Origin of the sequence: Comamonas sp. BIGb0124 (genome assembly GCF_003752175.1) — a bacterium.
GTDB lineage: Bacteria > Pseudomonadota > Gammaproteobacteria > Burkholderiales > Burkholderiaceae_C > Comamonas_F.
The window spans coordinates 527,593-550,812 of sequence record NZ_RJVF01000008.1; the positions used below are offsets into that span (position 1 = coordinate 527,593).

At 62.3% G+C, this 23,220-nt stretch carries 20 protein-coding genes and 1 pseudogene; 16 read left to right on the forward strand and 5 right to left on the reverse strand.

Annotated elements, in window-relative coordinates; genetic code table 11:
• Window positions 1–3: 3 nt before the first annotated feature.
• The gene (locus EC845_RS03575; protein WP_123295826.1) at window positions 4–1,290 is read right to left on the reverse strand and encodes an FAD-binding oxidoreductase; all 1,287 of its coding nucleotides are present in this window, start codon (window positions 1,288–1,290) and stop codon (window positions 4–6) included.
• The gene (locus EC845_RS03580; protein WP_199739714.1) at window positions 1,287–2,663 is read right to left on the reverse strand and encodes a VOC family protein; all 1,377 of its coding nucleotides are present in this window, start codon (window positions 2,661–2,663) and stop codon (window positions 1,287–1,289) included. The genes EC845_RS03575 and EC845_RS03580 overlap by 4 nt, the downstream gene beginning before the upstream one ends.
• Window positions 2,664–2,796: 133 nt before the next feature.
• Here EC845_RS03580 and EC845_RS03585 point away from each other — a divergent pair, with 133 nt between their 5' ends.
• The 8 genes from EC845_RS03585 (at window position 2,797) to EC845_RS03620 (ending at window position 13,388) form a co-directional block, all read left to right on the forward strand.
• A complete protein-coding gene (locus EC845_RS03585; RefSeq protein WP_123296339.1) occupies window positions 2,797–3,702 on the forward strand; it encodes a LysR family transcriptional regulator in 906 nt (301 codons plus the stop codon).
• Window positions 3,703–4,120: 418 nt separating this feature from the next.
• Entirely contained in the window at window positions 4,121–4,936 is an 816-nt protein-coding gene (locus tag EC845_RS03590) for an ABC transporter ATP-binding protein (protein WP_199739715.1), read from the forward strand.
• A gap of 5 nt (window positions 4,937–4,941) precedes the next feature.
• Window positions 4,942–5,670: an ABC transporter ATP-binding protein gene (locus EC845_RS03595; protein WP_199739716.1), complete on the forward strand. Its 729-nt coding sequence runs from the start codon at window positions 4,942–4,944 to the stop codon at window positions 5,668–5,670.
• Complete coding sequence (locus tag EC845_RS03600) at window positions 5,663–6,547, forward strand: branched-chain amino acid ABC transporter permease (protein WP_123295830.1); 885 nt, start codon at window positions 5,663–5,665, stop codon at window positions 6,545–6,547. The genes EC845_RS03595 and EC845_RS03600 overlap by 8 nt, the downstream gene beginning before the upstream one ends.
• 13 nt (window positions 6,548–6,560) lie before the next feature.
• Entirely contained in the window at window positions 6,561–7,508 is a 948-nt protein-coding gene (locus tag EC845_RS03605; protein ID WP_123295831.1) for a branched-chain amino acid ABC transporter permease, read from the forward strand.
• Window positions 7,509–7,554: 46 nt separating this feature from the next.
• Window positions 7,555–8,766 (forward strand): ABC transporter substrate-binding protein, encoded by a 1,212-nt coding sequence (locus EC845_RS03610; protein ID WP_123295832.1) that lies wholly within the window; start codon window positions 7,555–7,557, stop codon window positions 8,764–8,766.
• A gap of 225 nt (window positions 8,767–8,991) precedes the next feature.
• Complete coding sequence (locus EC845_RS03615) at window positions 8,992–9,915, forward strand: ornithine cyclodeaminase family protein (RefSeq protein WP_123295833.1); 924 nt, start codon at window positions 8,992–8,994, stop codon at window positions 9,913–9,915.
• A 20-nt stretch (window positions 9,916–9,935) separates the two neighbouring features.
• Window positions 9,936–13,388 (forward strand): molybdopterin-dependent oxidoreductase, encoded by a 3,453-nt coding sequence (locus EC845_RS03620; RefSeq protein ID WP_123295834.1) that lies wholly within the window; start codon window positions 9,936–9,938, stop codon window positions 13,386–13,388.
• Window positions 13,389–13,675: 287 nt separating this feature from the next.
• Here EC845_RS03620 and EC845_RS03625 read toward each other — a convergent pair whose 3' ends face one another.
• Together EC845_RS03625 and EC845_RS03630 are read right to left on the reverse strand one after the other, a co-directional pair.
• Entirely contained in the window at window positions 13,676–14,824 is a 1,149-nt protein-coding gene (locus tag EC845_RS03625; RefSeq protein ID WP_123295835.1) for an alkene reductase, read from the reverse strand.
• Between the two features lie 64 nt (window positions 14,825–14,888).
• The gene (locus tag EC845_RS03630) at window positions 14,889–15,473 is read right to left on the reverse strand and encodes a TetR/AcrR family transcriptional regulator (RefSeq protein WP_123295836.1); all 585 of its coding nucleotides are present in this window, start codon (window positions 15,471–15,473) and stop codon (window positions 14,889–14,891) included.
• A 157-nt stretch (window positions 15,474–15,630) separates the two neighbouring features.
• Between EC845_RS03630 and EC845_RS03635 the strand changes: the two genes are divergently transcribed.
• The 7 genes and pseudogenes from EC845_RS03635 to EC845_RS03670 all read left to right on the forward strand — a co-directional run bounded on the left by EC845_RS03635 (window position 15,631) and on the right by EC845_RS03670 (window position 20,835).
• Window positions 15,631–16,419: an SDR family oxidoreductase gene (locus EC845_RS03635; RefSeq protein ID WP_123295837.1), complete on the forward strand. Its 789-nt coding sequence runs from the start codon at window positions 15,631–15,633 to the stop codon at window positions 16,417–16,419.
• Between the two features lie 83 nt (window positions 16,420–16,502).
• Window positions 16,503–17,504, forward strand: a complete 1,002-nt coding sequence (locus EC845_RS03640; RefSeq protein WP_123295838.1) for an NADP-dependent oxidoreductase — start codon at window positions 16,503–16,505, stop codon at window positions 17,502–17,504.
• 228 nt (window positions 17,505–17,732) lie between these two features.
• Window positions 17,733–17,996 carry a helix-turn-helix domain-containing protein gene (locus EC845_RS03650; protein ID WP_123295839.1) on the forward strand — a complete coding sequence of 88 codons (264 nt, stop codon included), beginning with the start codon at window positions 17,733–17,735 and terminating at the stop codon, window positions 17,994–17,996.
• Between the two features lie 6 nt (window positions 17,997–18,002).
• A pseudogene (locus tag EC845_RS03655) lies at window positions 18,003–18,872 on the forward strand (HipA domain-containing protein); the annotation flags it as partial.
• Between the two features lie 10 nt (window positions 18,873–18,882).
• The gene (locus EC845_RS03660; RefSeq protein ID WP_199739717.1) at window positions 18,883–19,083 is read left to right on the forward strand and encodes a hypothetical protein; all 201 of its coding nucleotides are present in this window, start codon (window positions 18,883–18,885) and stop codon (window positions 19,081–19,083) included.
• A gap of 15 nt (window positions 19,084–19,098) precedes the next feature.
• Window positions 19,099–19,740, forward strand: a complete 642-nt coding sequence (locus EC845_RS03665) for an NAD(P)H-binding protein (RefSeq protein ID WP_123295841.1) — start codon at window positions 19,099–19,101, stop codon at window positions 19,738–19,740.
• Window positions 19,741–20,328: 588 nt separating this feature from the next.
• Entirely contained in the window at window positions 20,329–20,835 is a 507-nt protein-coding gene (locus EC845_RS03670) for a hypothetical protein (protein ID WP_123295842.1), read from the forward strand.
• Between the two features lie 39 nt (window positions 20,836–20,874).
• Here the strand turns inward: EC845_RS03670 and EC845_RS03675 are convergent, their stop codons facing one another.
• Complete coding sequence (locus EC845_RS03675; RefSeq protein WP_123296340.1) at window positions 20,875–22,161, reverse strand: pitrilysin family protein; 1,287 nt, start codon at window positions 22,159–22,161, stop codon at window positions 20,875–20,877.
• A 166-nt stretch (window positions 22,162–22,327) separates the two neighbouring features.
• On the opposite strand from EC845_RS03675, the gene EC845_RS03680 reads away from it, so the two are divergent.
• Entirely contained in the window at window positions 22,328–23,155 is an 828-nt protein-coding gene (locus tag EC845_RS03680) for an AraC family transcriptional regulator (protein ID WP_158615602.1), read from the forward strand.
• Window positions 23,156–23,220 lie beyond the last annotated feature (65 nt).

Below are 23,220 nucleotides of genomic sequence, written 5' to 3' on the forward strand. Positions count from 1 at the left end.
GAACTACAGGCGGGCCTGGGTGGCGTGCACGAGCTGAGCGCCCGCTTCGTAGCCCATCTCCCGGAGACCTTTGAAACGCGCCGTGACCGAAGGGGTGACCGGCAGCGGCAGATCTTCGACGCGGCGCTGTCCGAGTGCCAGCCCTGCCAGTTCGCGGCCGAATGCCGTGCCTGGCGCGATACCGCGGCCGTTGTACCCGCTGAACGAGAACACCTGACGACCCAACTCATGCAGACGCGGTAAAGCATTGGATGTCATGCCGATCTGCCCATACCACTCGTATTCAAAAGGTGTACTCGCCAGCTCCGGAAACAACTTGTTCAAGGCTCGGCGCCCCCAGTTCCGGTGGATTCCCATGCCGGCTCCGCGCAGCGCACCGACACTGCCGAACACCAACCTGCCCTGCCGGTCGTAGCGGAACGAAGACAACACATCGGGTGTATCCCACACGCCCTGAAGGCCGGGGAGAATGCGCGCTCGTTGCGCATCGGACAACGGTGCAGTTGCCATATTGAAGTAAGGTAACCGAATCTGCTCCTCCTGCAACTGCGGCCACAGCGCACCTGTGTAGGCATCAGTCGCGACGAACACCCAACGGGCCTGGACGCTGCCGTGCGCAGTCCGAAGAGCCCAGTGCGAGGCCTCGTCACGGACCTCGGTCACGCAGCTGTGCGTGTAGAGCTTGGCGCCCGCCTTCACAGCGGCATGTGCCAGACCGCGCGCGTACGCCAGCGGTTGGATCGTTCCGGCACGCCTGTCCAGCAAGCCACCGGTGTAGGCAGTGGTGCCCGTCGCAGCGGCGACGGCACGAGCATCCAACAGCTCGACCGGCGCACCGTGCACCAGCCACTGCCGATGGCGCTCCGTGATGTCGCGCAAGCCTTGCTGCCCGACCGCGCAATGCAGCGTGCCTCGAGGAACGGCCTGGCAATCCATGCCATGGCGATCCACCAGCGCGAACACCAGCGAAGGCGCATCGCCCAGACACTTTCTCAGCCGAGTGCCATAGGCCTCTCCGAGCTCCTGCGGCAAGGCGTCGGGCATGACCCACATGCCTGCATTGACCAAGCCGACATTGCGTCCGGAACCGCCGAAGCCGACTTGCTGAGCTTCGAGCACGGCGACGCTGGCGCCGCCTTCGGCTGCATGCAGGGCCGTAGACAAGCCTGTAAAGCCTGCACCGATCACGGCGATATCGACGCGCAAGTCCTGCTCTTGCAAAGGACCGGTGACCGGCGCGGCCGGTGCCGAAGCTTCCCACAGACCGTGGCTGTAAGCGTCGCCGTTCATGCGTATTGCTCCTGTGCGTAGGCCCGCTTGAGCACGGTGACCGAAGCGTCCCGTGCTTGTTCGTACAGGGCAATCTCGTCATGCACGGGCATGCCCAATGCAGCCTCGAATCCAGCCTTGGCGCCACGAGCGTCGTAAGCCTTGGGCTCGGCGCCACCGAGGTTGGAGCGAAAGATGCCTGCAGCGCTCACCGGCAGAAAGTCCTCGTAGATGAGAGGACAGGCAGCGACCGCCCCCGCCTCGACGAGAACCTCCAGATCCCAGGACAAACCGGACTCCGCCATGGCCTTGAATCGCGCGGCGTCTTTCACCTCATAGCGGAAAAAAGCCAGCCCTCGATGGCGCAAGGTGCGCAAGTCGTCGGGGAAAGCCTGGAACACGCTGGCAAGCCGACCTGCTGAGCTCGATCCTGGGGTGGCGTCTCGGCGAGCCTCATCGAGAAGGCGGTCATAGAGCGCACGCCCTTCGCGGGTCAAGGCCATGCCGCGTTGCTCGATTTCTCCGAAACGGGCGGTATGGGTACCTGCGTCGATGTCGCCCACAAAACGAATGGGCTCGCTCAGCGCCGTAAAGCTCGTTTGACGAAGCAAGATCGAGTGGCGGCGGTGAGGGGGCCCTTCGATGCTGGCCTTCGCTTCGATCCCACATCGCGGCATGGCCTCCTGCGCCGCGTCGATGTCCAACGTACGCGGCGTCAAGTGGTTGATATGTGGCCCTTTGAAGCTCACCACATCGGCGATGAGCCGGTGCGCGTCATGCAGCTCGCGGTACGTGGCGCCATCTACAGTCGCCTCTCCGTGCCAGCGGAAGGTCTCCAGTGCCTCTCGGACGAAGATTTCTGCATCATCGACGGACAGCCCCCCTTGCTGCTCGTGCCGGGTCAACAGTTCCAGCGCAGTGGACGTAAAGATCTGGCGGCGCGAGAGGATGGCTTCGGCGCGCTCGCGCAGCGCACGATCCGGGATCAACTCCAGTCGAAGCAGCGACGTGAAGACGCGAAACGGATTGATTTTCAACGCTTCGTCGCCGATCGGCCGAAAAGCAGTGGAATGCACGGGGACCCCGGCGACCGACAGGTCGTAGTAGCCCACCGGATGCATGCCCATCACTTTGAATATCCGGGCGATCCCGGCCAACTCGGCGGCGGTGCCCACACGAATGGCACCGTGGCGTTCCACCCCCAGTCGTTGTCGTTCTTCCGCGTCGAACAAACCCTCCTGATCAGGGCGGTCCAGCACGGCCTGATTAATCTCGGCCACCAGTGAGAGCAAGGTCCCGTATTGGGGAACCTCACGGCGGTACATCTCGGACATGGCGCTGGAAAACCAGCTGCGTATTTGGTCAGGGGACGCGAAGCTTTGCATACTCGTCATACGTGGAGGTGATAGCGCCGGAGGTGTGGGGCGCGGGCCGGGTCGGAATTGAGCTATATAAATTTTGACCATGCTCTACCGAGCGAGCAAACGATGTTTTAGACTCAGGTCGTTCCAGAAAGGAATGATCGCCATGCAGTTTCCCCGACGCTTCCTGCCCTCCATGCATGTGCTGTGCGCCTTCGAGGCCTGCGCCCGCCTCAACAGCTTCACGGCCGCCGCCAATGAATTGAGTCTGACGCAAAGCGCGGTCAGCCGGCAAATCAAGATGCTGGAAGATACCTTGGGCTCGGATTTATTCATCCGCGAACGGCAAACCGTTCGTTTAACCGTCGCCGGGGAGGCTTACGCACACGAAATCAGGGAAGGTTTGAAACGGATCGCTGGCGCGTCGCTGGGGTTTAGGGCAAACCCACAGGGTGGCACATTGAATTTGGCCATCCTTCCGACTTTTGGTACCCGTTGGCTGGCACCCCGGTTGCCCCGCTTCCTAGCCTCCAACCCTGGCATCACGGTCAATCTCGTGACACGGCTGATTCCAGTGGAATTCAAGCTTGACGCCGTCGATGCAGCCATCCATTACGGCACGCCCAATTGGCCTGGTGCCGAGATCAACTACCTGATGCCTGAAACCGTCATCCCCGCTTGCAGCCGAGCGCTGCGCGACCAATACGGCTTCACCGAGCCCGCCGATCTGCTGAAGGCACCGTTGCTGCACCTCGTCTCGCGACCGGACGCCTGGGAGCGGTGGTTCACGGCCAACGGTCTGCCACCGGTCGAGGTCCACGGTATGCTGATCGACCAGTTCGCTGTCGCAACACAGGCCGCCATCGCTGGCATGGGCATTACGCTGTTGCCGGAGTTCCTGTTTCAGCACGAATTCATGAACGGCGACCTGGTGCCCGCGCTCGATGCCCCGATGAGGAGCGTCGAGGCCTATTACCTCGCATCACCCACAGCGCGCGCAGCCTACCCACCCTTGCAGCGCTTTCGAGATTGGCTGCTGGCCGAAACAGAGGCTTACCGCCTCGAAAGTTAGCTCGCGGAACGATAGGTTACCGCGCGTCAAAAAACGCAGATCCCCGCACGCCTTCACAGTAAGGCCAAGTGTGTTGCGCCCTGCCCATGCCTTGGCGGTATGACGCATACCTCGAAATACTCGGGTAAGTACGAATATTCACATTCGTTGTTTTCGCACCGGCGAAGTGCGATCGCCATTTTTTCGCCCCTATTACGCGATGCATTTGGTGCGTAATCCATTTTCAACATCACCATTTTGGTGCATGCCATCAGGTCATTCTGACTCGGCATGACCTTGTGCACAATTGTCGTTTGCACGGCGACAGGCCACTATCCACAATCCGACCTCATCGACATCCCCATGGGGTTCTGCAAGGGATGGCGAGTTCGAGCCTCATGGACAAATCTGTGTGCGAATAAACACCGCAATACATCCAGTGGCTTTAGGCACCCCCAATCACCACGGTATTGGATATCTCCAAAAAGCAAAAATGTTAAACGTTGAAATGCTTGGGAAAACATTTGGCGGATTTCACGCCGTCAAAAACTGTTCATTTGAAATAAAAGCGGGAAGCATTACTGGCCTGATAGGCCCAAACGGTGCGGGGAAAAGCACCACCTTCAACATGATTGCTGGCGAGGAAGTCCCCACCAGCGGAAAGATCATCTTCGAAGGCGAGAACGTGGCGGGATTGCCGGGGCACAAGCTGTTCCACAAGGGCATCGTGCGAACCTTTCAGATCCCCCACGAGTTCAAGCGCCTGACCGTGCTGGAGAACTTGATGGTGGTGCCCCCTTCGCAGCCTGGCGAAAACATCCTGTCCAACTTCATGGCACGCTTGGCCGTCGGCCAGCGTGAACGAGAAGTCCGTGAACGCGCAGAAGATGCGTTGAAGTTCCTCTCGCTGTGGCACGTGCGGGACGAATTCGCAGGCAAGTTGTCGGGTGGCCAAAAGAAGCTGCTTGAGTTGGGCCGCACCATGATGACCGACGCCAAGCTGGTGCTGCTTGACGAGCCGGGCGCCGGCGTGAACCCCAGCCTGATGCTCGAGGTGCGTGGAATGATCTCTCGACTGCGCCAGGAGCGCCGCTACACCTTTTGCATCATCGAACATGACATGGATCTGATCGCCGCATTGTGCGATCCCATCATCGTGATGGCTGCGGGTTCAGTTCTCACCAAGGGCACCATGGCCGAAATTCGTGCCAACCAGGAAGTGCTCGAAGCCTACCTCGGGGGGGACGACGCATGAGGCCCGTGCTTGAACTCAAATCCCTGGTCGGCGGCTACGGCGACACCCAGATTCTCAAAGGGGTGTCCATGCAGGTCAGCCTGGGCGAGATCGTCGTGATCATCGGCCCCAACGGCGCCGGCAAATCCACCTCTCTCAAATCCGTGTTCGGCCTGCTCACGCTCACAGGCGGCCAGGTCCTGCTCGAGGGGCAGGACATCACCAACACCCCGCCCGAGAAATGCGTGCGCCGCGGAATCTCTTTTGTGCCGCAAACAGAAAACATCTTCCCCAGCATGAGCGTCAATGAAAACCTCGAAATGGGCGCCTTCGTGCGCAAGGACGATTTCAGCGGCCGACTCGCCGAGATCTACGACATGTTCCCTCCGCTGAAGGGCAAACGGCATGTGCCTGCAGGAACCCTCTCCGGCGGCCAACGCCAGATGGTCGCCATGGGCAAAGCGCTGATGCTGCAGCCCAAAGTACTGCTTCTGGACGAGCCCACTGCGGGACTCTCGCCCAAATACCGAGGCGAGATCTTCGAGATCGTGCAGCGCATCAATGCCACCGGCACGCCCATCCTCCTGGTCGAGCAGAACGCCAAACAAGCCTTGCGCATCGCCACTCGTGCGTATGTGCTGGTGGATGGCCGGAACAAGCATGAAGGCACGGGTTCCGACCTTCTGGCCAACCCCGAAGTCGCACACATGTTCCTCGGTGCGGGCAAGCCTGCAGGGGAGCTGGCTCATGGCTGAATTCCTCAATTTCTATTTAGTGCCAGGGCTCGTGCTCGGCTCCATCTACGCGTTAGGCGCCATCGGTCTGAGTTTCACGTTCGGCATCCTGCGTTTCGCCAATTTCTCGCACGGCGAATTGATGACGCTGGGGGTGTACATCACCTGGTCCCTGATGACGCTCACCTCCTTGCATCCGCTGGTGATACTGCCCATCTCCTGCGTCCTCACCATGCTTGCCGCACTGCTGCTCGACCGGGCCTTCTACAAGCCACTGCGCAAGGCGCCAACGATCATGCTGGTCATCGCTTCTTTTGGTGTGATGCTGATGCTGCGCTCGGCCATCCAGTTCTTCTGGGGCGTGAAGGTACGCGTGATGTCACCTGGCATCCAGACACCGGTTTCCATTCTCGACACGATCAACATCCTGCCCAAGCACCTGATGATCATTGGTGCCGCGCTGGTGATGATGGTTGCAGTCCACTTGCTGCTCTCGAAGACCCGCATAGGCAAGGCGATGCGAGCCATGTCAGACCACCCCGAACTGGCGAGGCTCACGGGCATCGACACGCAAATGGTTGTGCGTGCCACCTGGATGCTCAGCGCAGTGCTGGCTTGCTGTGCCGGCGTTTTCCTGGCTATCGACACGCAGGTCGAAACACAGATGGGTTTCAAGATCATGCTTCCCATCTTCGCCGCCGCCGTGCTTGGCGGGGTGGGCAAGCCCTACGGCGCCGCGGCAGGCGGTTTCATCATCGGCATCGTGGAAGAACTCTCCTCCTACGCATGGATCGGGGACGGCCCTCTGGTGGAGCCGGGCTACAAGTCTGCGATTGCTTTCTTCATCATGATTCTCGTGATGTTGATGCGTCCCACCGGTCTGTTCAAAGGAAAGTAACAAGGGGCATCACATGGACAACTTGAACGGCATCGGTTTCTACCTGATCTCCATCCTGACGATGGGGGCGATCTACGCCATACTCACCTTGGGCCTGAACGTTCAATGGGGCATGGCTGGCCTATTTAACGCTGGCATCGCGGGCTTCTTCGCTGTCGGCGCTTATGCCACCGCCATTCTGACCACGGCGCCCAGCACCTCGCATCTCGGCGGCTACCAACTCCCCTTCGCGCTGTCACTCGTTGCAGCGATGGCCATATCCGGCGCACTTGCCTGGGCAGTGGGCAAGATCTGCCTGCGATTGCGCGGAGACTACCTGGCCATCGCGACACTGGGTGTTGCCGAGATCTTCCGCCTCGTTCTGCGCACCGAAGGTTGGCTGACCAACGGGCCAGACGGTATCCCCGAAATTCCGCGTCCCTTCGAGCACCTGCCCGAACCGTGGAACCTGATTTGTTTCCTGCTGCTGCTGGTCGCATTGGTTCTGCTCGTCTATGGCGTTCTGGAGGTTCTTCGCCGCTCGCCCTGGGGGCGTGTGCTGGCCGCCATCCGGGACGACGAGCCGGCAGCTCGTGCCGCGGGCAAGAACGTGCAGGCCTTCCGCCTTCAAGGATTCGTGCTCGGCAGCATGATCATGGGCTTGGGAGGAGCGCTCACGGCGCACTACCTCAAGTTCATCGACCCCAACATGGTCGACCCCTTTCTCGCGACCTTCCTGGTCTGGGTAATGTTGTTCGTGGGCGGCAGCGGCAACAACAAGGGAGCCATTCTTGGCGGCGTTCTGATCTGGGCCGTCTGGTCCTTCAGCGAAGTGATCAGTGCACGCCTGCCATCCGATTTCGCGGTGCGTGCCTCCTACGTCCGGATCTTCCTCATCGGCCTGGCGCTGCAGTACTTCCTTCAGCGCCATCCCGAAGGCATTCTTCCCGAGCAACGAGCCACCCCCAAGAAGGGGGCCTGATCCTCCCGTCCTCTCCTTCATTACCGTAACACTTGATTGGAATACCATGAAGACCTTGCGCAAAGTACCGGCGCTCGTCATTGCACTCTCTGCGCTGGCCTCGACCAGCCATGCCGCCGACATCAAAGTCGGCGCGATGGGCGGCTTCACCGGCTCGTTGGCAGAGCTCTCTGCCAACGTTCACAAAGCACGCGAACTCGCGCTCAAGCAGATCAACGCTGCAGGCGGACTGCTCAAGGGCGACCAACTGCGTTTCGTGACGGCCGACAGCGGCTGCGACGCAAAGACCGCCGTTGATGCCGCCGGCAAGCTGATCAACGTGGAGCGCGTGGTCTCCGTGATCGGTCCGACTTGCTCGGGTGAAACCATCGCGGTTGCCCAGAACGTCACGATCCCCGCCGGCGTCATGCTGATCACCGACTCGGCCACCTCCGCAGGCCTCACTACACTCAACGACGGCGATACGGTGTACCGCACCGCACCGGCCAATGTCGACCAGGCTGGCGCGCTGGCCACCATCGTCAAGAGCCACAACATCACCAGTATCGCAATGATCGTGGTCAACGACGACTACAACTCCGCCATTGCCCGCAACTTCGAAAGCGCCTTTGTGAAGCTTGGCGGCAAGGTCAGCGCGTCAGTGAAGGTCGAGGCGAACAAAGCGTCCTACCGCACCGATCTGGCGTCTCTCTCCAAAGGCGGCAGCAAAGCGATCGCCGTCTTCGCCTACTACGGCAACGGCGGGATCAACATGATCAAGAACAGCATCGAGGCAAACCTGTTCACCACCTTCTACAGCACCGGGGGCATGGCGGACCAGGCGGTGGTCGATCAGATCGGTGCCGATCGCATGCGAGATCACCTGTTCTTCGCCACGCCCGCCGTGGACCAGGAGGAAGTCTCGTTCGTGGCCTATGCCGATGCTGCGAAGAAGGCCGGCTTCGATCCCGCATCGCCGTACGTAGCCAACGGCTACGACGCCGTCTTCCTGACCGCGCTGGCCATCGAGAAAGCCGGCTCTACCGACCGCAAGCTGTTGCCGGCTGCGTTACGACAGGTCGCAGGCCCGGGAGGCGAGATCGTGCGTCCTGGCGAGTGGGCCAAGGCCAAGGCACTCATCGCCGCGGGACAAAAGATCAACTATGAAGGCGCTTCGGGTTCGGTCGACTTCGATACCGCCGGTGACATTCCAGGCTCTTTCGGAATCACATCCGTCGACGACAAGGGAAAGCTGTCGCAGAAGCTGCTGCGCCCCTGATACCCGCGGGCTTGTAGATCGAGAAGTGGGCCACTTCTCGATCGATGATTTTTCCTGGAACGGCGATGACATCACTGTCCCGATATCGGCCTTTCTCGCAGCGCGCGGCCGGTTCGCAATCCATCGAACAAGTCCTGCCTCGTCTTGGTGAACGACCGTAGCACCTGATCCATGCAAGTGGGTGCAGGTCCGTTGCTCCCTATTTCCTCTTGAAAAGAGACCGTTGTGAAAATCCTCGATGACCGGCAGACACGAGAAAAGCTGCCTTTTGCAAAACTCATTCCTGCACTGCGCGACATGTTCCAAGTGGGTTGCCAGGCTCCACCACGTCATGTGCACGAGATCGAGGGCTCGGGCGGCGGGATGACTCTCATCATGCCGGCGTGGCAAACGGGTGGATTTCTTGGCATCAAGACGGTGAACGTATTTCCGGGCAACCAGGCACGTGCCTTGCCGGGACTATTCTCGACCTACACCCTGTATGACGCGCAGACCGGCGAGCCGCGCGCGATGCTGGACGGCAACGAGATCACTTCCCGCCGCACCGTTGCGGCCTCGGCATTGGCCGCATCGTATGTCGCCAGTCCGGAGTCGAAGACCCAGTTGATCGCCGGCTGTGGTCGGGTAGGCTCTCTGGTTGCCCATGCTTACCGAGAGGTGCTGCCGATTCAACGTGTGCTGACCTGGGACCGCGATCCGGAGGCGGCACGTCGCTTGGCTCATCAGTTGCAGACCGAAGGGTTCGATGCCTTGGCTGCTACTGACCTCGCTGCAGCAGTCGGCGTGGCGGATGTGGTGACTTGTGCCACACTGTCGACCGAGCCCTTCATCTGTGGTGCGTGGCTGCAGCCGCACGCCCACCTCGATCTCATCGGCAGCTTCACACCCCAGATGCGCGAGGCCCATGACGACTGTTTCCGGGGTGCCGCCATCTACATCGATACCGACGATGCCCTGCGCAAGAGCGGCGACCTGCTGGACCCCATGTCACGCGGCGTGTTCAAAGCGGTGGACGTGGTTGCGGACCTGACCAAACTCGCCCGCGGTGAGGTATCGGGGCGAGCGGGCCGCGCGGGCCGAACCGTGTTCAAGTCTGTAGGGACCGCGCTGGAAGACCTCGCAGCGGCCACACTGGCTTACCGAAGCTGATCCACAAGGACATTCCGTCTATGGGTGCCATCGACATCAAAGGCTACTGCACACTCTGCAGATCTCGCTGCGGGACGATCAACCGGGTCGAGAACGATCAACTGGTCTCCGTCCGCCCCGACCCGGACCATCCGAACGGGAGCGCCATGTGCCTCAAGGGAAAGGCCGCACCCGAACTCGTTCACAGTCCACATCGTGTGCTTTACCCGATGAAACGAACGCGGCCCAAGACCGATCCCGATCCGGGCTGGGTACGCATCGATTGGGACGAGGCACTTTCCACCGTGGCCAGCCGACTTGGCAACATTCGGGCTGAGCACGGTGCAGAGGCCGTGGCGTTCTCGGTTACGACGCCCAGTGGGACTCCTCTATCCGACAGCATCGACTGGGTCGAGCGCTTCCTGCGCAGCTTCGGCAGTCCCAACATGGCCTACGCAGTTGAAATCTGCAACTGGCATAAGGACAACGCCCACGCTTTCACCTTCGGCTGTGCCATGCCGGTCGCCGACTACGCGCAGGCCGATACGATCGTGTTGTGGGGCCACAACCCCGCCAACACCTGGCTTTCGCAGTCTTCTGCGATCGCGCGAGGACGTGCCCGAGGCGCCCGCATGGTGGTCATCGACCCCCGGCCCACGGCGCTGGCTCGAGAGGCCGATGTGTGGCTGCCCGTCCGGCCCGGCACGGACGCCGCACTGGCACTCGGAATCGTGCGGCATCTGATCGAGGAAAGCGCCTACGACGCCGCTTTCGTCCGTCGCTGGACCAATGCCCCTTATCTGGTCCGCCGCGACAACGGACTGCTGCTGCGCGAGCAAGACCTGACACCCGATGCGCCGACGAATCGTTTCTTGGTCTGGGATGCATTCCGACGGACATTGCAGCCCGTCGACAATGACCGGGCGATGTCAGACGCGCTTGCCGACTCGCTGCTGCTCGATGGCGAAATCGAAGTGCAAGTACCGGGCCGCGGCAAGGCGATGGTTTGCGATACCGTGTTCTCCCGGCTGAGAGCCGAGGCCGCCCGCTACACCACGCAAGAGGTCGAACGAATCACGGGTTTGACAGAGGCAAAGGTGATGGCAGCCGCGGACTTGATGCGCGGCGGATGCCGCATGGCCTACCATGCCTGGACGGGTGTCGGTCAACACACCAACGCCACGCAGACAGAGCGCGCCATTGCGACGGTCTATGCCCTCAACGGCAGTTTCGATCGGATAGGCGGCAATCGCCAGCGGCAAGTCACTCCCGTGAACTCGCTCGTTCCGCCGGGGTTGCTTCCAGACTCGCAGCGCGGCAAGGCCTTGGGCCTCGCCGAGCGCCCCATCGGTCCTCCTGCGGGGGGATGGGTCACCGCACTGGATCTATATCGCGCCATTCTGGAGCACAAGCCCTACACCGTCCGCGCACTGATGTCCTTTGGGACAAACATGACGGTCTCGCACGGCGACACGTCGTTGGCGATCCAAGCCCTCGAGCAACTGGAGTTTCACGTCCATTTGGATCTCTTCGAGACCCCCTCCTCACGCTACGCGGACATTCTGTTGCCCGTGAACACGCCTTGGGAGCGCGAAGCGCTGCGAATCGGTTTCGAAGTCTCCGACGAGGCTGCATCTCTGGCCCAGTTGCGGCCCCGCATGGTCAGCCCGCGTGGCGAGTCGCGCGCCGACTACGAGATCGTGCTCGATTTGGCCCGACGCCTCGGCATGACCGACAGCTTCTTCGGCGGTGACGTCCAAGCCGGTTGGAACCACATGCTCGCGCCCACCGGACTCAGCGTGGAGGCGCTAAGGGCGAAACCAGACGGCATTCACCTTCCCATCGATGTACGTGAACGCAAATTTGCAGCCCCGGGACCGCACGGCGAAGGAACGATCCGCGGATTCGAGACAGCCAGTCGACGGGTGGAGCTCTATTCCGAGAAATTCCTGCAGCACGGCCAGCCGCCTTTGGCCCATTACGTGCCCAGCGCCGAGAGCCAACGGCAAGACCAGAGCGGCGACGCGCGATATCCCCTGATACTGAGCACGGCAAAGAACGGCTACTTCTGCCACTCGCAGCACCGCAGTCTTGTCTCCCTTCGCAAACGGGCGATGGATCCGTTGATCGAACTGGCACCAGAGTTGGCACGCCGCCACGGCATTGGCGAAGGCGCTTGGGTTCGGGTGGCGACCCGCGTGGGTATCGCGCGCTTCGTCGCACGGCTCACCCCCGGCTTGGCCGAGGATGTGGTCGTCGCCGAGTTCGGGTGGTGGCAGGCATGCAGCGAACTGGGCAAGGATGCATCGACGACGCGGGGCGCAGGGTCGAGCAACTTCAACAGCCTGATCTCCGCCGATGATCACGACCCAGTCAGCGGCTCCGTAGGCATGCGCTCGTTTCGCTGCAGCATCGAACCCGATCCCGCCATTGCGGCACATCAGCGCAGATGGCAAGGCTACGAAACCTTTCAGATCCGCCACATCAAGCCAGAGGCGGAGGGAGTCATTCAGATCGCATTCGAGCGGTCTGACGGCGGTTTGCTACCGGACTATCAGCCTGGTCAACACCTGCAGATTCGCCTGCCCGTCGGGGGAGAAACGCTGAACCGCGCTTACTCTCTGACAGGACCATGCACCGATGGAGAACGCCGCAGCTACACCATCGCCGTGCGCCACCAAAAGGGTCGCCTGCCCAATGGCGATCCGTTCGAAGGACTGGTTTCGGCCCATCTCCACCGAACGCTTCGCGAGGGGCAATGCATCGAGGTCCAGGCACCATCCGGCACCTTCCTGATCCCTGTGAAGTCCGCCCAGCCGCTGATTTTCTTGGCGGGCGGCATTGGCATCACGCCCTTCTTGAGTCAGCTCGAGTCCATGAACGATGGTGACGAGACCGAGATCTGGTTGTACTACGGCAACCAGCACGGCGGAACTCACGCCTTCAAGCATAGGCTGAAGTACCACGCCCAACGTCTGCCCAACCTGCGGGTGCGCAATCACTATGCCGCCCCACGCCCCGAGGATCAACTCGGCCATGACTACGACAGCGCCGACTTCGTCACGGCGGCCCTGATCGGGGAGGGTTTGATCGAACGCCGCGCGAGAATCTACATGTGCGGACCACCTCCCATGATGGATGCTTTCGCCAAGGGCCTTGTCGCGCGCGGAGTGCCGAGCTTCGACATCTTCCGCGAAGTGTTTCGCTCGCCACCCGGGCCTCTGCTGGATGACGGTCGCAGCTTCGCCGTACAGTTCCGCTCCTCCAGAACGCCGTCCCTTCGATGGACCGCAGATCAAGGGCCTCTGCTGGCCTTTGCCGAGAAGCAAGGGCTGCAATTGGCCAACGGCTGCCGCGTGGGACAGTGCGAGAGCTGTGCGGTGCGCATTGTTTCGGGGAAAGTTCGGCACCTGCACGGCGTCGAGCCTGAAGACGCACATGTCTGCTTGGTCTGTCAGGCTGTACCCACCGACGATCTGGTTCTCGATGCCTGAGCTTCGCCAAAGTGCCCAATCCCTCGCACGACCGCACAGGTCAGGCAGTTGAGCACAAGGCGCTTGTCGGTACGGCAAGGTACGCCCCCTGGGAGTTCGCGTGTTCGTCAGCGCTCTGCGTCAAGCCACGCAGCCGCAGTCATGCCGATCTGTGCAGGGCCTCGATTTTTTTCTTCATGTCGAGAAGGCCCACTCCTGCATCTGCACGCCGGCCAGCTCGGTCACCTCGACGAGTCTCTCGCCCCACTGGTTCTCCGTCTTCGTCTTAAACTCGAGGGTGGCGCCCGTCAAACAGAAGTCGGTCGCGCCGGCGTGCCGCGCGCCCGATACGCCGACGCGCCAAGCGCCGGATAATCGATATACCCTTCGGCGCCGCCACCATAGAACGTGGCGCGGTCGTACGGGTTCAAGACCGAACCCTGCCGCGTGCGTTCGGGAAGGTCGGGATTGGCGATGAACAGACGACCGAAGGCCACGGCGTCTGCGCGGCCCGTCTCGATGGCCGCCGCTGCCGTGGACGGCGTGTAGTTGCCCGCCGCGATCAAGGCATTGGGCCAATGCGGACGGAAAAGCTCCGACGCAAAAGGCACGTTCTGATGATCGACATCGGCCTGCCCCGCACCGCTGGCTCGCGGCTCGACCAGGTGAAGATAAGCCAGGTTCTGTAGCGCGAGCTGTTCGATCAGGTCGCGGTACAGCGGCAACGGTTCTTCCTCTCCGCTGCCGTTGGCCACACCGAACGGCGACAGACGGATACCGACGCGGTCGGCACCGAACACATCCGACACGGCCGCGGCAACCTCCAGAACGATGCGGCTGCGATTCTCGATCGAGCCGCCGTAGGCGTCCGTGCGCCGATTGCTGCGGCTTTGCAGAAACTGTTCCAGCAGGTAGCCGTTGGCCCCGTGGATTTCGACGCCGTCGAAGCCCGCCTGCTGCGCGTTGCGCGCCGCCTGGGCATAGTCGGCGACCACCGAGGCGATCTCGGCCGTTTCCAACGCCCTGGGCGTTTCGAACGGAGCCCGCTCGAAGGTCGCCGTGAACGCATGGCCAGGCGCGGCGATCGCGGATGGCGCCACAGGGCGTTCACCTCCATGCAGCGAGGAATGCGAAACACGGCCGACATGCCAGAGCTGCAGAAAAATCAACCCGCCTTTGTCGTGCACCGCCTGCGTGACGCCCCGCCAACCCTCGATCTGCGCCTGACTGTGAATGCCGGGCGTCGCAGGCATGCCCTGGCCGCTGGGCGATATCTGCGCACCTTCGGTGACGATCAACCCGCCTTGCGAGGCACGCTGACGGTAGTACTCGACATTGAGCGCATGCGGAACATTGCCCGGCTGCGATGCGCGCATGCGGGTCAGCGGCGCCATCACCATGCGGTGCGACAACTCGAATGCCCCGATGCGCAAGGGCGAGAACAGTGCTTGGATCATTCGACAGGTCCTCATGCAGAAATAGATGGAGATTGACCGGGGTCAGATCTCCCGGTGCGATCGGCTAGGCATCCAGGGGGGCCGACAGCTTCGACAAGACAGCCGCGCGGCACACCTCCAGGATCTCGTCGGCCAGCGGCGAATCGTCGGGGCACGCCCGCGACAGCACCAGTGCACCGACCACCTGCGCAATCACTGCGATGCGTCTGGCACGCAGGTCGCCTTCGTGCTCGCCGTCCGCAGGCGTGCCGGCCTGACCGGCCAATGTCGCCAGCACGCCTTCGACGCCATTCGCAAAAGCCGTCTTGATCGACTCCGGCTGACGCGCCGCATCGCCGCACAGCGCAGCCATCGTGCAACCCTCGCCCCGCCCGTCGCGATGCGCGCGCGACAGGTAATACGTGACGAACTCTGCCGCATCGAAGCCATCGGCCTTGGCAGCCCCCTGCGCAAAACCGCAGCTCGCCGCTTCCGCGATCAGATCGGCCTTCGACTCGAAGTGTTTGTAGAACCCGCCGTGCGTAAAACCCGCGCGGGCCATCAAGTCGGCGATCCCCACCCCGTCGTAACCCCGCTCGCGAAACAGCACGGATGCCGTCTCGACGATGTGCGCCCGGTTCGCCTGCGCCTGCGCTTTGGTGACCTTCATATTCAGGATCTCTTGAGAAATGCCATCGGTAAAACCATGACTATACATTGATGTCGACCATCATCAAAGTGCTTGACAACTTAGATGATGGTCGACATCATTACGAAAAACCGCACTGTGCGGCATGGGCTCACCTTTCGTTCAAGAGAAATCAAACATGACCACTCGTACCACTGTTCTCATCACGGGCGCTTCGACCGGCATCGGCGCCACCTATGCCGAGCGCTTCGCCCGCCGCGGCCACGACCTCGTCCTGGTCGCCCGAGACAAGGCGCGCCTCGAAGCGCTCGCTGCTCGCCTGCAAAAGGAAACCGGCGCTGCCGTCGACATCCTCCCGGCCGACCTCACCCAGCCCGCAGATCTCGCCGCAGTCGAAACCCATCTGCGCGAAGACGCCCGGATCGAGACCCTGATCAACAACGCAGGCGCTACGCTGTCCGGTCCCTTCATCGGCCAATCGACAGACGATGTCGCCCGACTCGTCGCCCTCAACACCACCGCTCTGGTCAGGCTGGCGAGTGCCGTCGCCCCGCGCCTGGCGCAGGCCGGCAAGGGCGCCATCGTCAACATCGGCTCGGTGGTCGGTTTTGCGCCCGAATTCGGCATGTCGGTCTACGGGGCGACCAAGGCCTTCGTGCTCTTCCTTTCGCAGGGACTGAGCCTGGAGCTCGCCCCCAAGGGCGTCTACGTGCAAGCCGTGCTGCCTGCCGGCACCCGCACCGAGATCTGGGAGCGCGCAGGCATCGACGTCAATACGCTTTCCGATCTGATGGACGTGGGTGAACTGGTCGACGCGGCCCTGGTCGGTTTCGACCGCCGCGAAGGGGTCACCATCCCGCCGCTGCACGATGCCGCGCGCTGGGACGCGTTGGATGCCGCACGGCAGGGCCTGCTTTCCGACCTCCGGCAAGCTCATGTTGCCGAGCGCTACCAGACCGCCTCTTGACCGGCCGCGCCCTTCCGCCAAGCACCAAGGCTGAAGAGGGCCGGAAACACATTCTTTCGAACACCCTGGAGAGCAGTCCCTTCATGAAAGCATTCGCCATCGACCGGTATGGAAAGAACCAGGCCGGCCGTATCCAGGACATGCCCGAACCCGAGGTGCGGGACGATGACGTTCTGATCCAGATCCATGCCGCGAGCGTGAATGCCCTGGATTCGAAGATCAAGAGCGGCGAGTTCAAACTGATTCTTCCCTACCGCCTACCCCTCATCCTGGGCAATGACGTGGCCGGTACGGTCATCCGGGTCGGCGCTCGCGTTCGCAGCTTCAAGGCCGGCGACGAGGTCTATGCGCGCCCCGACGACGACCGCATCGGCACCTTCGCCGAACGCATCGCCGTCAAGGAATCGTCGCTGGCGCTCAAGCCCAAGAACCTCGGCATGGCCGAGGCCGCCGCGCTCCCCCTCGTGGCCTTGACCGCTTGGCAGACGCTGGTGGAAACAGCCAAGCTCAAGAAGGGCCAGAAGGTGCTGATTGCGGCCGGTTCGGGCGGCGTCGGCACCATCGCCATTCAGTTGGCCAAGCACCTCGGTGCGTTCGTGGCCACGACCACCAGTACCGCCAACACCGACTGGGTGAAGGCGCTGGGCGCGGATGTCGTCATCGATTACAAAAAACAAGACTTCACCACCGTGCTGCGTGACTACGACGTGGTGCTGAACAGCCTGGGCACCGACGAGCTGAACAAATCGCTCCAGGTGCTCAAACCGGGCGGGCATCTCATCTCCATCTCGGGGCCGCCCACCCCGGCATTCGCCGCCGCGCGCGGACTGGCCTGGCCGCTCAAACAGGTGCTGCGCCTGCTGAGTTTCGGCATCCGGCGCAAAGCCAGAAAGAACGGCAGCCCATACTCCTTTGTCTTCATGCGGGCCGACGGGGCGCAGTTGCGCCAGATCACCTCACTTGTCGAATCGGGCGCCATACGCCCCGTCGTCGACAAAGTGTTTGCCTTCGACGACACCGACGCCGCGTTGGCCTACGTCGACAGTGGACGCGCCAAAGGCAAGGTCGTGGTGCAAGTGCTGTAGCGGTCGGTCGACACCGACCGCCAGCCGGGGCAAGTGCCCGGGGGTGGCCCGGGCTATTCAACAAGCTGTCGTGCTTTGCTGTGCGTTTCTCGGCCAACCGGTTTGCATCACGAGTGGTGGCTCGAGTGCTTGGCAAGCCGCGATTGGAACTGCAGGTGCGACTTGCGAAATATGTCCCAGGGGATACAATTTCCGACAATATAGGATTTCCTGTATCCCAAAGGACACATGACCACACTATACGATGTCGCTGCAATGCTGAAAGAGGTACGCAAAAAGACGGGTCTCAGCCAAGAAGAACTTGCCCAGCGTGCGGGTGTCTCGCGCACGACCGTTGCCCGCATGGAGACTGCGGCCAAAGGTGACATGAGCGTCTCGGCCTTGGTCCGACTGCTTGAAGCCGTAGGGTATGACCTGAAGGCCGTGAAGCTGGGCCATGTCCGTACCGTCGAAGACATCCTTGTAGAACAGCGGCAGGGTGAGGCGCCGTGAGACCTGATGGGCAAGCCGACACTGCGAACCAGTCGGCACATCGTGAAGGGGTCGGACAAGAGCACACCTTATCTGGGCTTCAACGAGTTCTACAGCATGCGCGTACTGCAGCAACTGAACGTGGTGCCGGTCGCCCAAACACAGATGTCCGACGATGGCCGACTCCTGATAGTCGAGCGCTTCGACGTAGATGCCAACGGCATACCGACGCATGGACTTGAGGATGCTTGCAGCCTGTTGGGTCTGCCCCCGCACGAAAAGTACGCCACAACCACGGAGAAGGTTCTGAACGCCACGCGCGCCTACCTCCCCCCGGCTCACGTCAGAACTCAACTTGAGCACCTGGCCTGGCACCTGCTGACGAATTACGTGGTACGCAACGCCGATTGCCACGCCAAGAACATTTCGCTTTACTACACGTCGCAATCCGATGTCGGCTACACGCCGGTCTACGACATCGTGACAACGCAGGCCTATCCACGCTATGCAGCGAATCCGCCGGGCCTGCCGATCGACGGGCGCCAAACCTGGGCAGCCGGGAAGGCGCTTGAACGATTTGTCAACACGCGCCTTGGCATCGCGCCACGTCGCTATGCCGAGATGGTCGAGCAACTGTGCGAATCGGCAGTGGAGGTCGGCAGGACAGTGATCGCCGCCGGCAAGAACGAGCCCCGCTGGCGCAACACGGCCAAGCAGATGGTGCATAGCTGGAACGACGGGATGGCATCGCTGCGTAGCCCCAAACAGGCAGCGCACGTCAAAGGGCTCGACCAGGCGATCGCCGACGCGGGCTTCTCGGCTTCCAAGGCGGCCCAGCCGCAGCGCGAGGTCATTGGACGCTCTGAACTGCTAGCCTCGCGTGGACGCAAACGATAAGGAGTCGATCATGAGCAAGGTGTTTATCGTCGGAGGCGCAGGCAAGGTCCGCACCGGCCTGGCGATCCCGTATGGCGATGTGCCGCGCGACGACGTGGCGGCGACCTTACTCGAGATCATCGAGCGCCCGGCCGTCAACCGCGTCATCATCGAGCTGACGCAGGGCGATACCCCTGCAGGCGAGCCCGTTCAACGGTTCGCACGCACCTGAGCCCGGAGCCACGGCATGGAAACAAAAGCAAAACTGCTCCTGGTCGGCGCCACCGGACTGGTCGGCCGCCATGTGCTCGAACTGGCCCTGGCCGATGCCCGGGTCGCATCGGTCGTCGCGCCCGTCCGCCGCGCGTTGCCGGCGCATCCCAAGCTGTCGTCGCCCCAGGTGGATTTCGATCGTCTCGTCCCTGAAGCATCCTGGTGGAACGCCGATGCGGTCATCTGCACCTTGGGCACCACGATGAAGGTCGCAGGCTCGCAGGCCGCCTTCCGGCGCGTCGACCATGACTATCCGCTTGCCGTGGCACGGCTGGCCCACGCGCACGGCACACCCACCTATGTGCTGAACTCGGCCGTCGGCGCGGATGCCCAATCGCGTTTCTTCTACAACCGGGTCAAGGGTGAACTCGAGCAAGCGCTGGAACGCGAAGGCTACGCATCGCTGGCCTTCGTGCGCCCTGGCTTGATCGGCGGCGAACGCGAAGAGTTCCGTCTCGGCGAGCGCCTGCTCGTGTCGGCCTTGGCCTGGTCCGGCCCGCTGCTGCCTCGGCGCTGGCGGCTCAATCCCGCGCCGCAGATTGCACAGGCCTTGCTGACGGCAGCACTCGAGCCGCAACCGGGCCGACACGTCGTGACCGCCGATCGGCTGGTCTGACTTGCGCGCGGCCCCGCCCGCACAATCCGCGGCAGACACTGCACCCAAACGAAGGCAATGCCTCGATCGACCGGTCCGGAATGAGCGCCCAAGATGCTTCGGAGCGCCTTGCCACAATCACGACGCCCCTCACCGAGGAGCCCACACCCCACACGCGAGTTCACGGCGACCTTGAAAGACGCCGTCTTTGTTGCCTGCCGCCCACGCACGTGCCACAATCAGCGAATCCCGAAAGGGATGATGCTTGAAAACATCTTTTAGTTAGCGGCCATACCGCCCCGTCAGCGCGGTGTTGTCACGTCCATATTTGGTGGTGGTGGTGCGTTTGCGCCCATCCCATGATTACGGACGGGATGGGTCAGTCCGTAAGGCTGGTCGCACGTCTAACTACGTGTTTTCAACATCCCGTCCACCTGCTTTGCGTGAAAACAGGGCGCGTGGTCTCAAGTCTCAGTTAGGAGTCTCGATCATGACGAAATCCATCCGTCTTTTGGCCAGCCCCCCGGCCTTGCCCTACCCGCCCACAGAGGGCAAGACCCACAGCCCCGCGAAGCGGCCCGTATCCCTTTCCCGCAAAGGCGATGCAGCATGACCTTCTCCAAACCTCAACCTCAGTCGGCTTCGCAAGACAGACAAAAGTTCTCCGACAATGATCTCTGCGCCCTGATCGAAGCCGATCTGAATCGTCTGACCGGCACGCTGTTCGTGATCAGTCATTTCTTCGAAGGTGCAGAAGAAGACGCCTTGCTACAAGCACAAGAACACGTCATCGCGATGATCCAGCACGCAGCCAAAGTCGCCGATCGTGCGGTCACCTACTCGCAGCACGGCTTGAACCTCATGTCCGGCGCAGCGCAGGAAGAGATCGTGCAGGCGGCTGGCATTCTCGCCAGCCTCGAGGTCATGACCGGCACGACCGACAAGGACAGCGCAGCGTCGGACGCCGTGATGAGCAGCACCCTCGATGCGGCGCGCGACTGCATCGACCGGGCCCTGGCCTTGATGAGCCCGGACAGCAGCGAAGGGTTTCGGTATCAGGGCGTGTTTGCGCTGGAAGCAGGGCATACGCCTGAAGCGTCGGGCGTCGGGGTTTAGTCCTCCGCACCGCCGGCAAGCTCGCGGAGCCGAATCGACTCAGGCTTGCAAGCACCCCGCGAGCTGCCGCGTAGCTTTTGCACTGACCCCTTTGCCGGTGATCGCCAGCGCCGGAGGATGGGCCAACATCCGCTCGAAGACCATGCGCACTTCCTCCGCCCCGATGTCGTCGATCATCGCCAGCGTTTCGGCGATGGGCGTCACGGTGCCGTTGGCGAAGAGCTCTTCGACGGCCTGCTCCATCGTGGCGTAGGTCCGCTCGCCGGAGCGAACGCGCGACACGGTCAACTGGTTCTTGGCCCGCTCCAGATGCACAGGATCGATGCCGGCGGCTTGCGCCTGCAGCAGGCGGCGGGTCGCGGTCAGCAGCGCGTCGAGCTTGTCCGGCGTGGTGACCGCGTGGACGATGAAGTTGGCCCAGACATCGCCGCTTTCCATCGCCGCATAGGCCGTATAGGCCAGGCCGAGCTGCTCGCGCACGGTATCGACCAGGGGCGACGACATGCCTTCGCCAAACAGATAAGCCGCCAGCGAAGCCGCCAACCGCGAGCGCCGCCGGACGCCCTGTTCTTGCGCTGCAGGCACCAGCGGGTAAGCGACGTTCACGAACACCTGCGAGACCTGCGTGAAACGCCGGGCCAGTGACTGACCGACATACTTCGCAGGCGTGGCTTGCTGCAGCACGGGCACATCGGTCGACGCACGCATGCCTGCAAACAGTTCTTTTGCGAGCGCCATCCAGGCATCGACATCGAAGTTGCCGGCGGCCACGACAACGGTCTTCTCCGCAACATAGTGGCTTTGCACATGGTGTACCAGATCCTGCCGGGTAAAGCCCTCGATGTTGGCGACGGTGCCGATCACCGGCATGCCCATCGGATCGTCGCCCCAGATGGCGCGGTCGAGGATGTCGCTGGCGCTGTCTTCGGGATCCTCGTCGTACTCGATGGCCTCTTGCCGGATCACCTCCAGTTCCCGCTGCAATTCATGCTCGGGAAACGTGCTGTTGAGCACGATGTCGGCGGTCATGCGCAGCAGTTGCGGCGTGTGCCGGCCCAGGCCGGTCATGAAGTACCCGGTCGTGTCCTTCCCGGTGAAGGCGTTGACCTCCGCACCCAGGCGCTCCGCATCCAGATTGATCGCCTGCACGGTGCGGGTGTCGGTGCCCTTGAACGCCATGTGTTCGAGAACATGGCTGATACCGTTGTTGGCAGGCGTCTCGTCGCGTGAACCCACACGCAGAAACACCCCCACGCTGGCACTCTGCACGTGGGGCATGGGCAAGGCCAGCAGCCGCACCCCGTTCGGGAGCGTGTGCAAGACCATGGAGGGATTCTTTTCTTCGATTGCCGCGTTGGGCTGTTTTTGACTCATACGGCATTGTCGCAGGGCCACCCGCACCACCGCAGGCCGGGCTTTATGATCGAAGCGGTCTATTCACTTGCACAGACCGCCAATGCCCACGCGTGCGTCGAGGGCCGGTGCACCCATCATGACCCTCTTGTCTTTGTCGAACCGGCCTGCGGGCGCCTACCCCGAGCCGGGCTATTGCACCCGTATAACCGTCACGGCATGCTGTCGCATCCGGACCCTGTCGATCCGGGAGGATCTGTTGGTCGTTGTCCGTCAGGGGCGCAAGACCTTGATCTCGGCGACAAACTCCCTGCAGGCTGGGCGTGGCAAGGGTTTGTTGATGTCCCGCAGCACGCAGTGGGACGTCATCAACGACCCCGCAGGTGCCCCTCGCTACGAGGCGCTGGTGCTGGCCTTTGCCGACGATCTCGTCCGTGAGCTGGAGCCCACGCTCCCGGCTCAGGCCATCGACCCGCCGCCGGCCTCGCATCTTCTGATGGACGAGGAACTGGAGGAGGCGGTACAACGTGCGGCCGCCTTCCTGCACTCTCGATCAATGTCTGTGGCGTTGCGGCGGCATCGATTGATGGAGGTTCTGCTGTTGCTCTCCGAGCGGGGGCACCGGTTCAAGTCCATTCAGTGCCAGGGATGGGAGGAGCGGATCCGCCGTCTCATCACGCAACATCCGCAAGCCGATTGGACGGTCGTCACGTTGGCCAGACATTTCGGCACCAGCGCGTCGACTCTGCGCCGACGCCTCGAAGGATCTGGTGCCACGTTGGCGGCGCTGGTCCGCGAAGTTCGGCTGGAGACCGCGTTGACCCTGCTCCAGAGTACCCGCCATTCCATCGGAGAGATTGCAGCTCGTTGTGGATGGGAATCGCACAGCCGCTTCAGCGCCGCGTTCCAGGAGCGATGGGGCTTTGCGCCTTCGGTGATGCGGCAACAGTTGACGCAAATCGGCTAACGCTTGACGCGCCACGCACAGCACGTCCGGCAGAAGGATCGGATCATGGAGACATCGTCATCCTT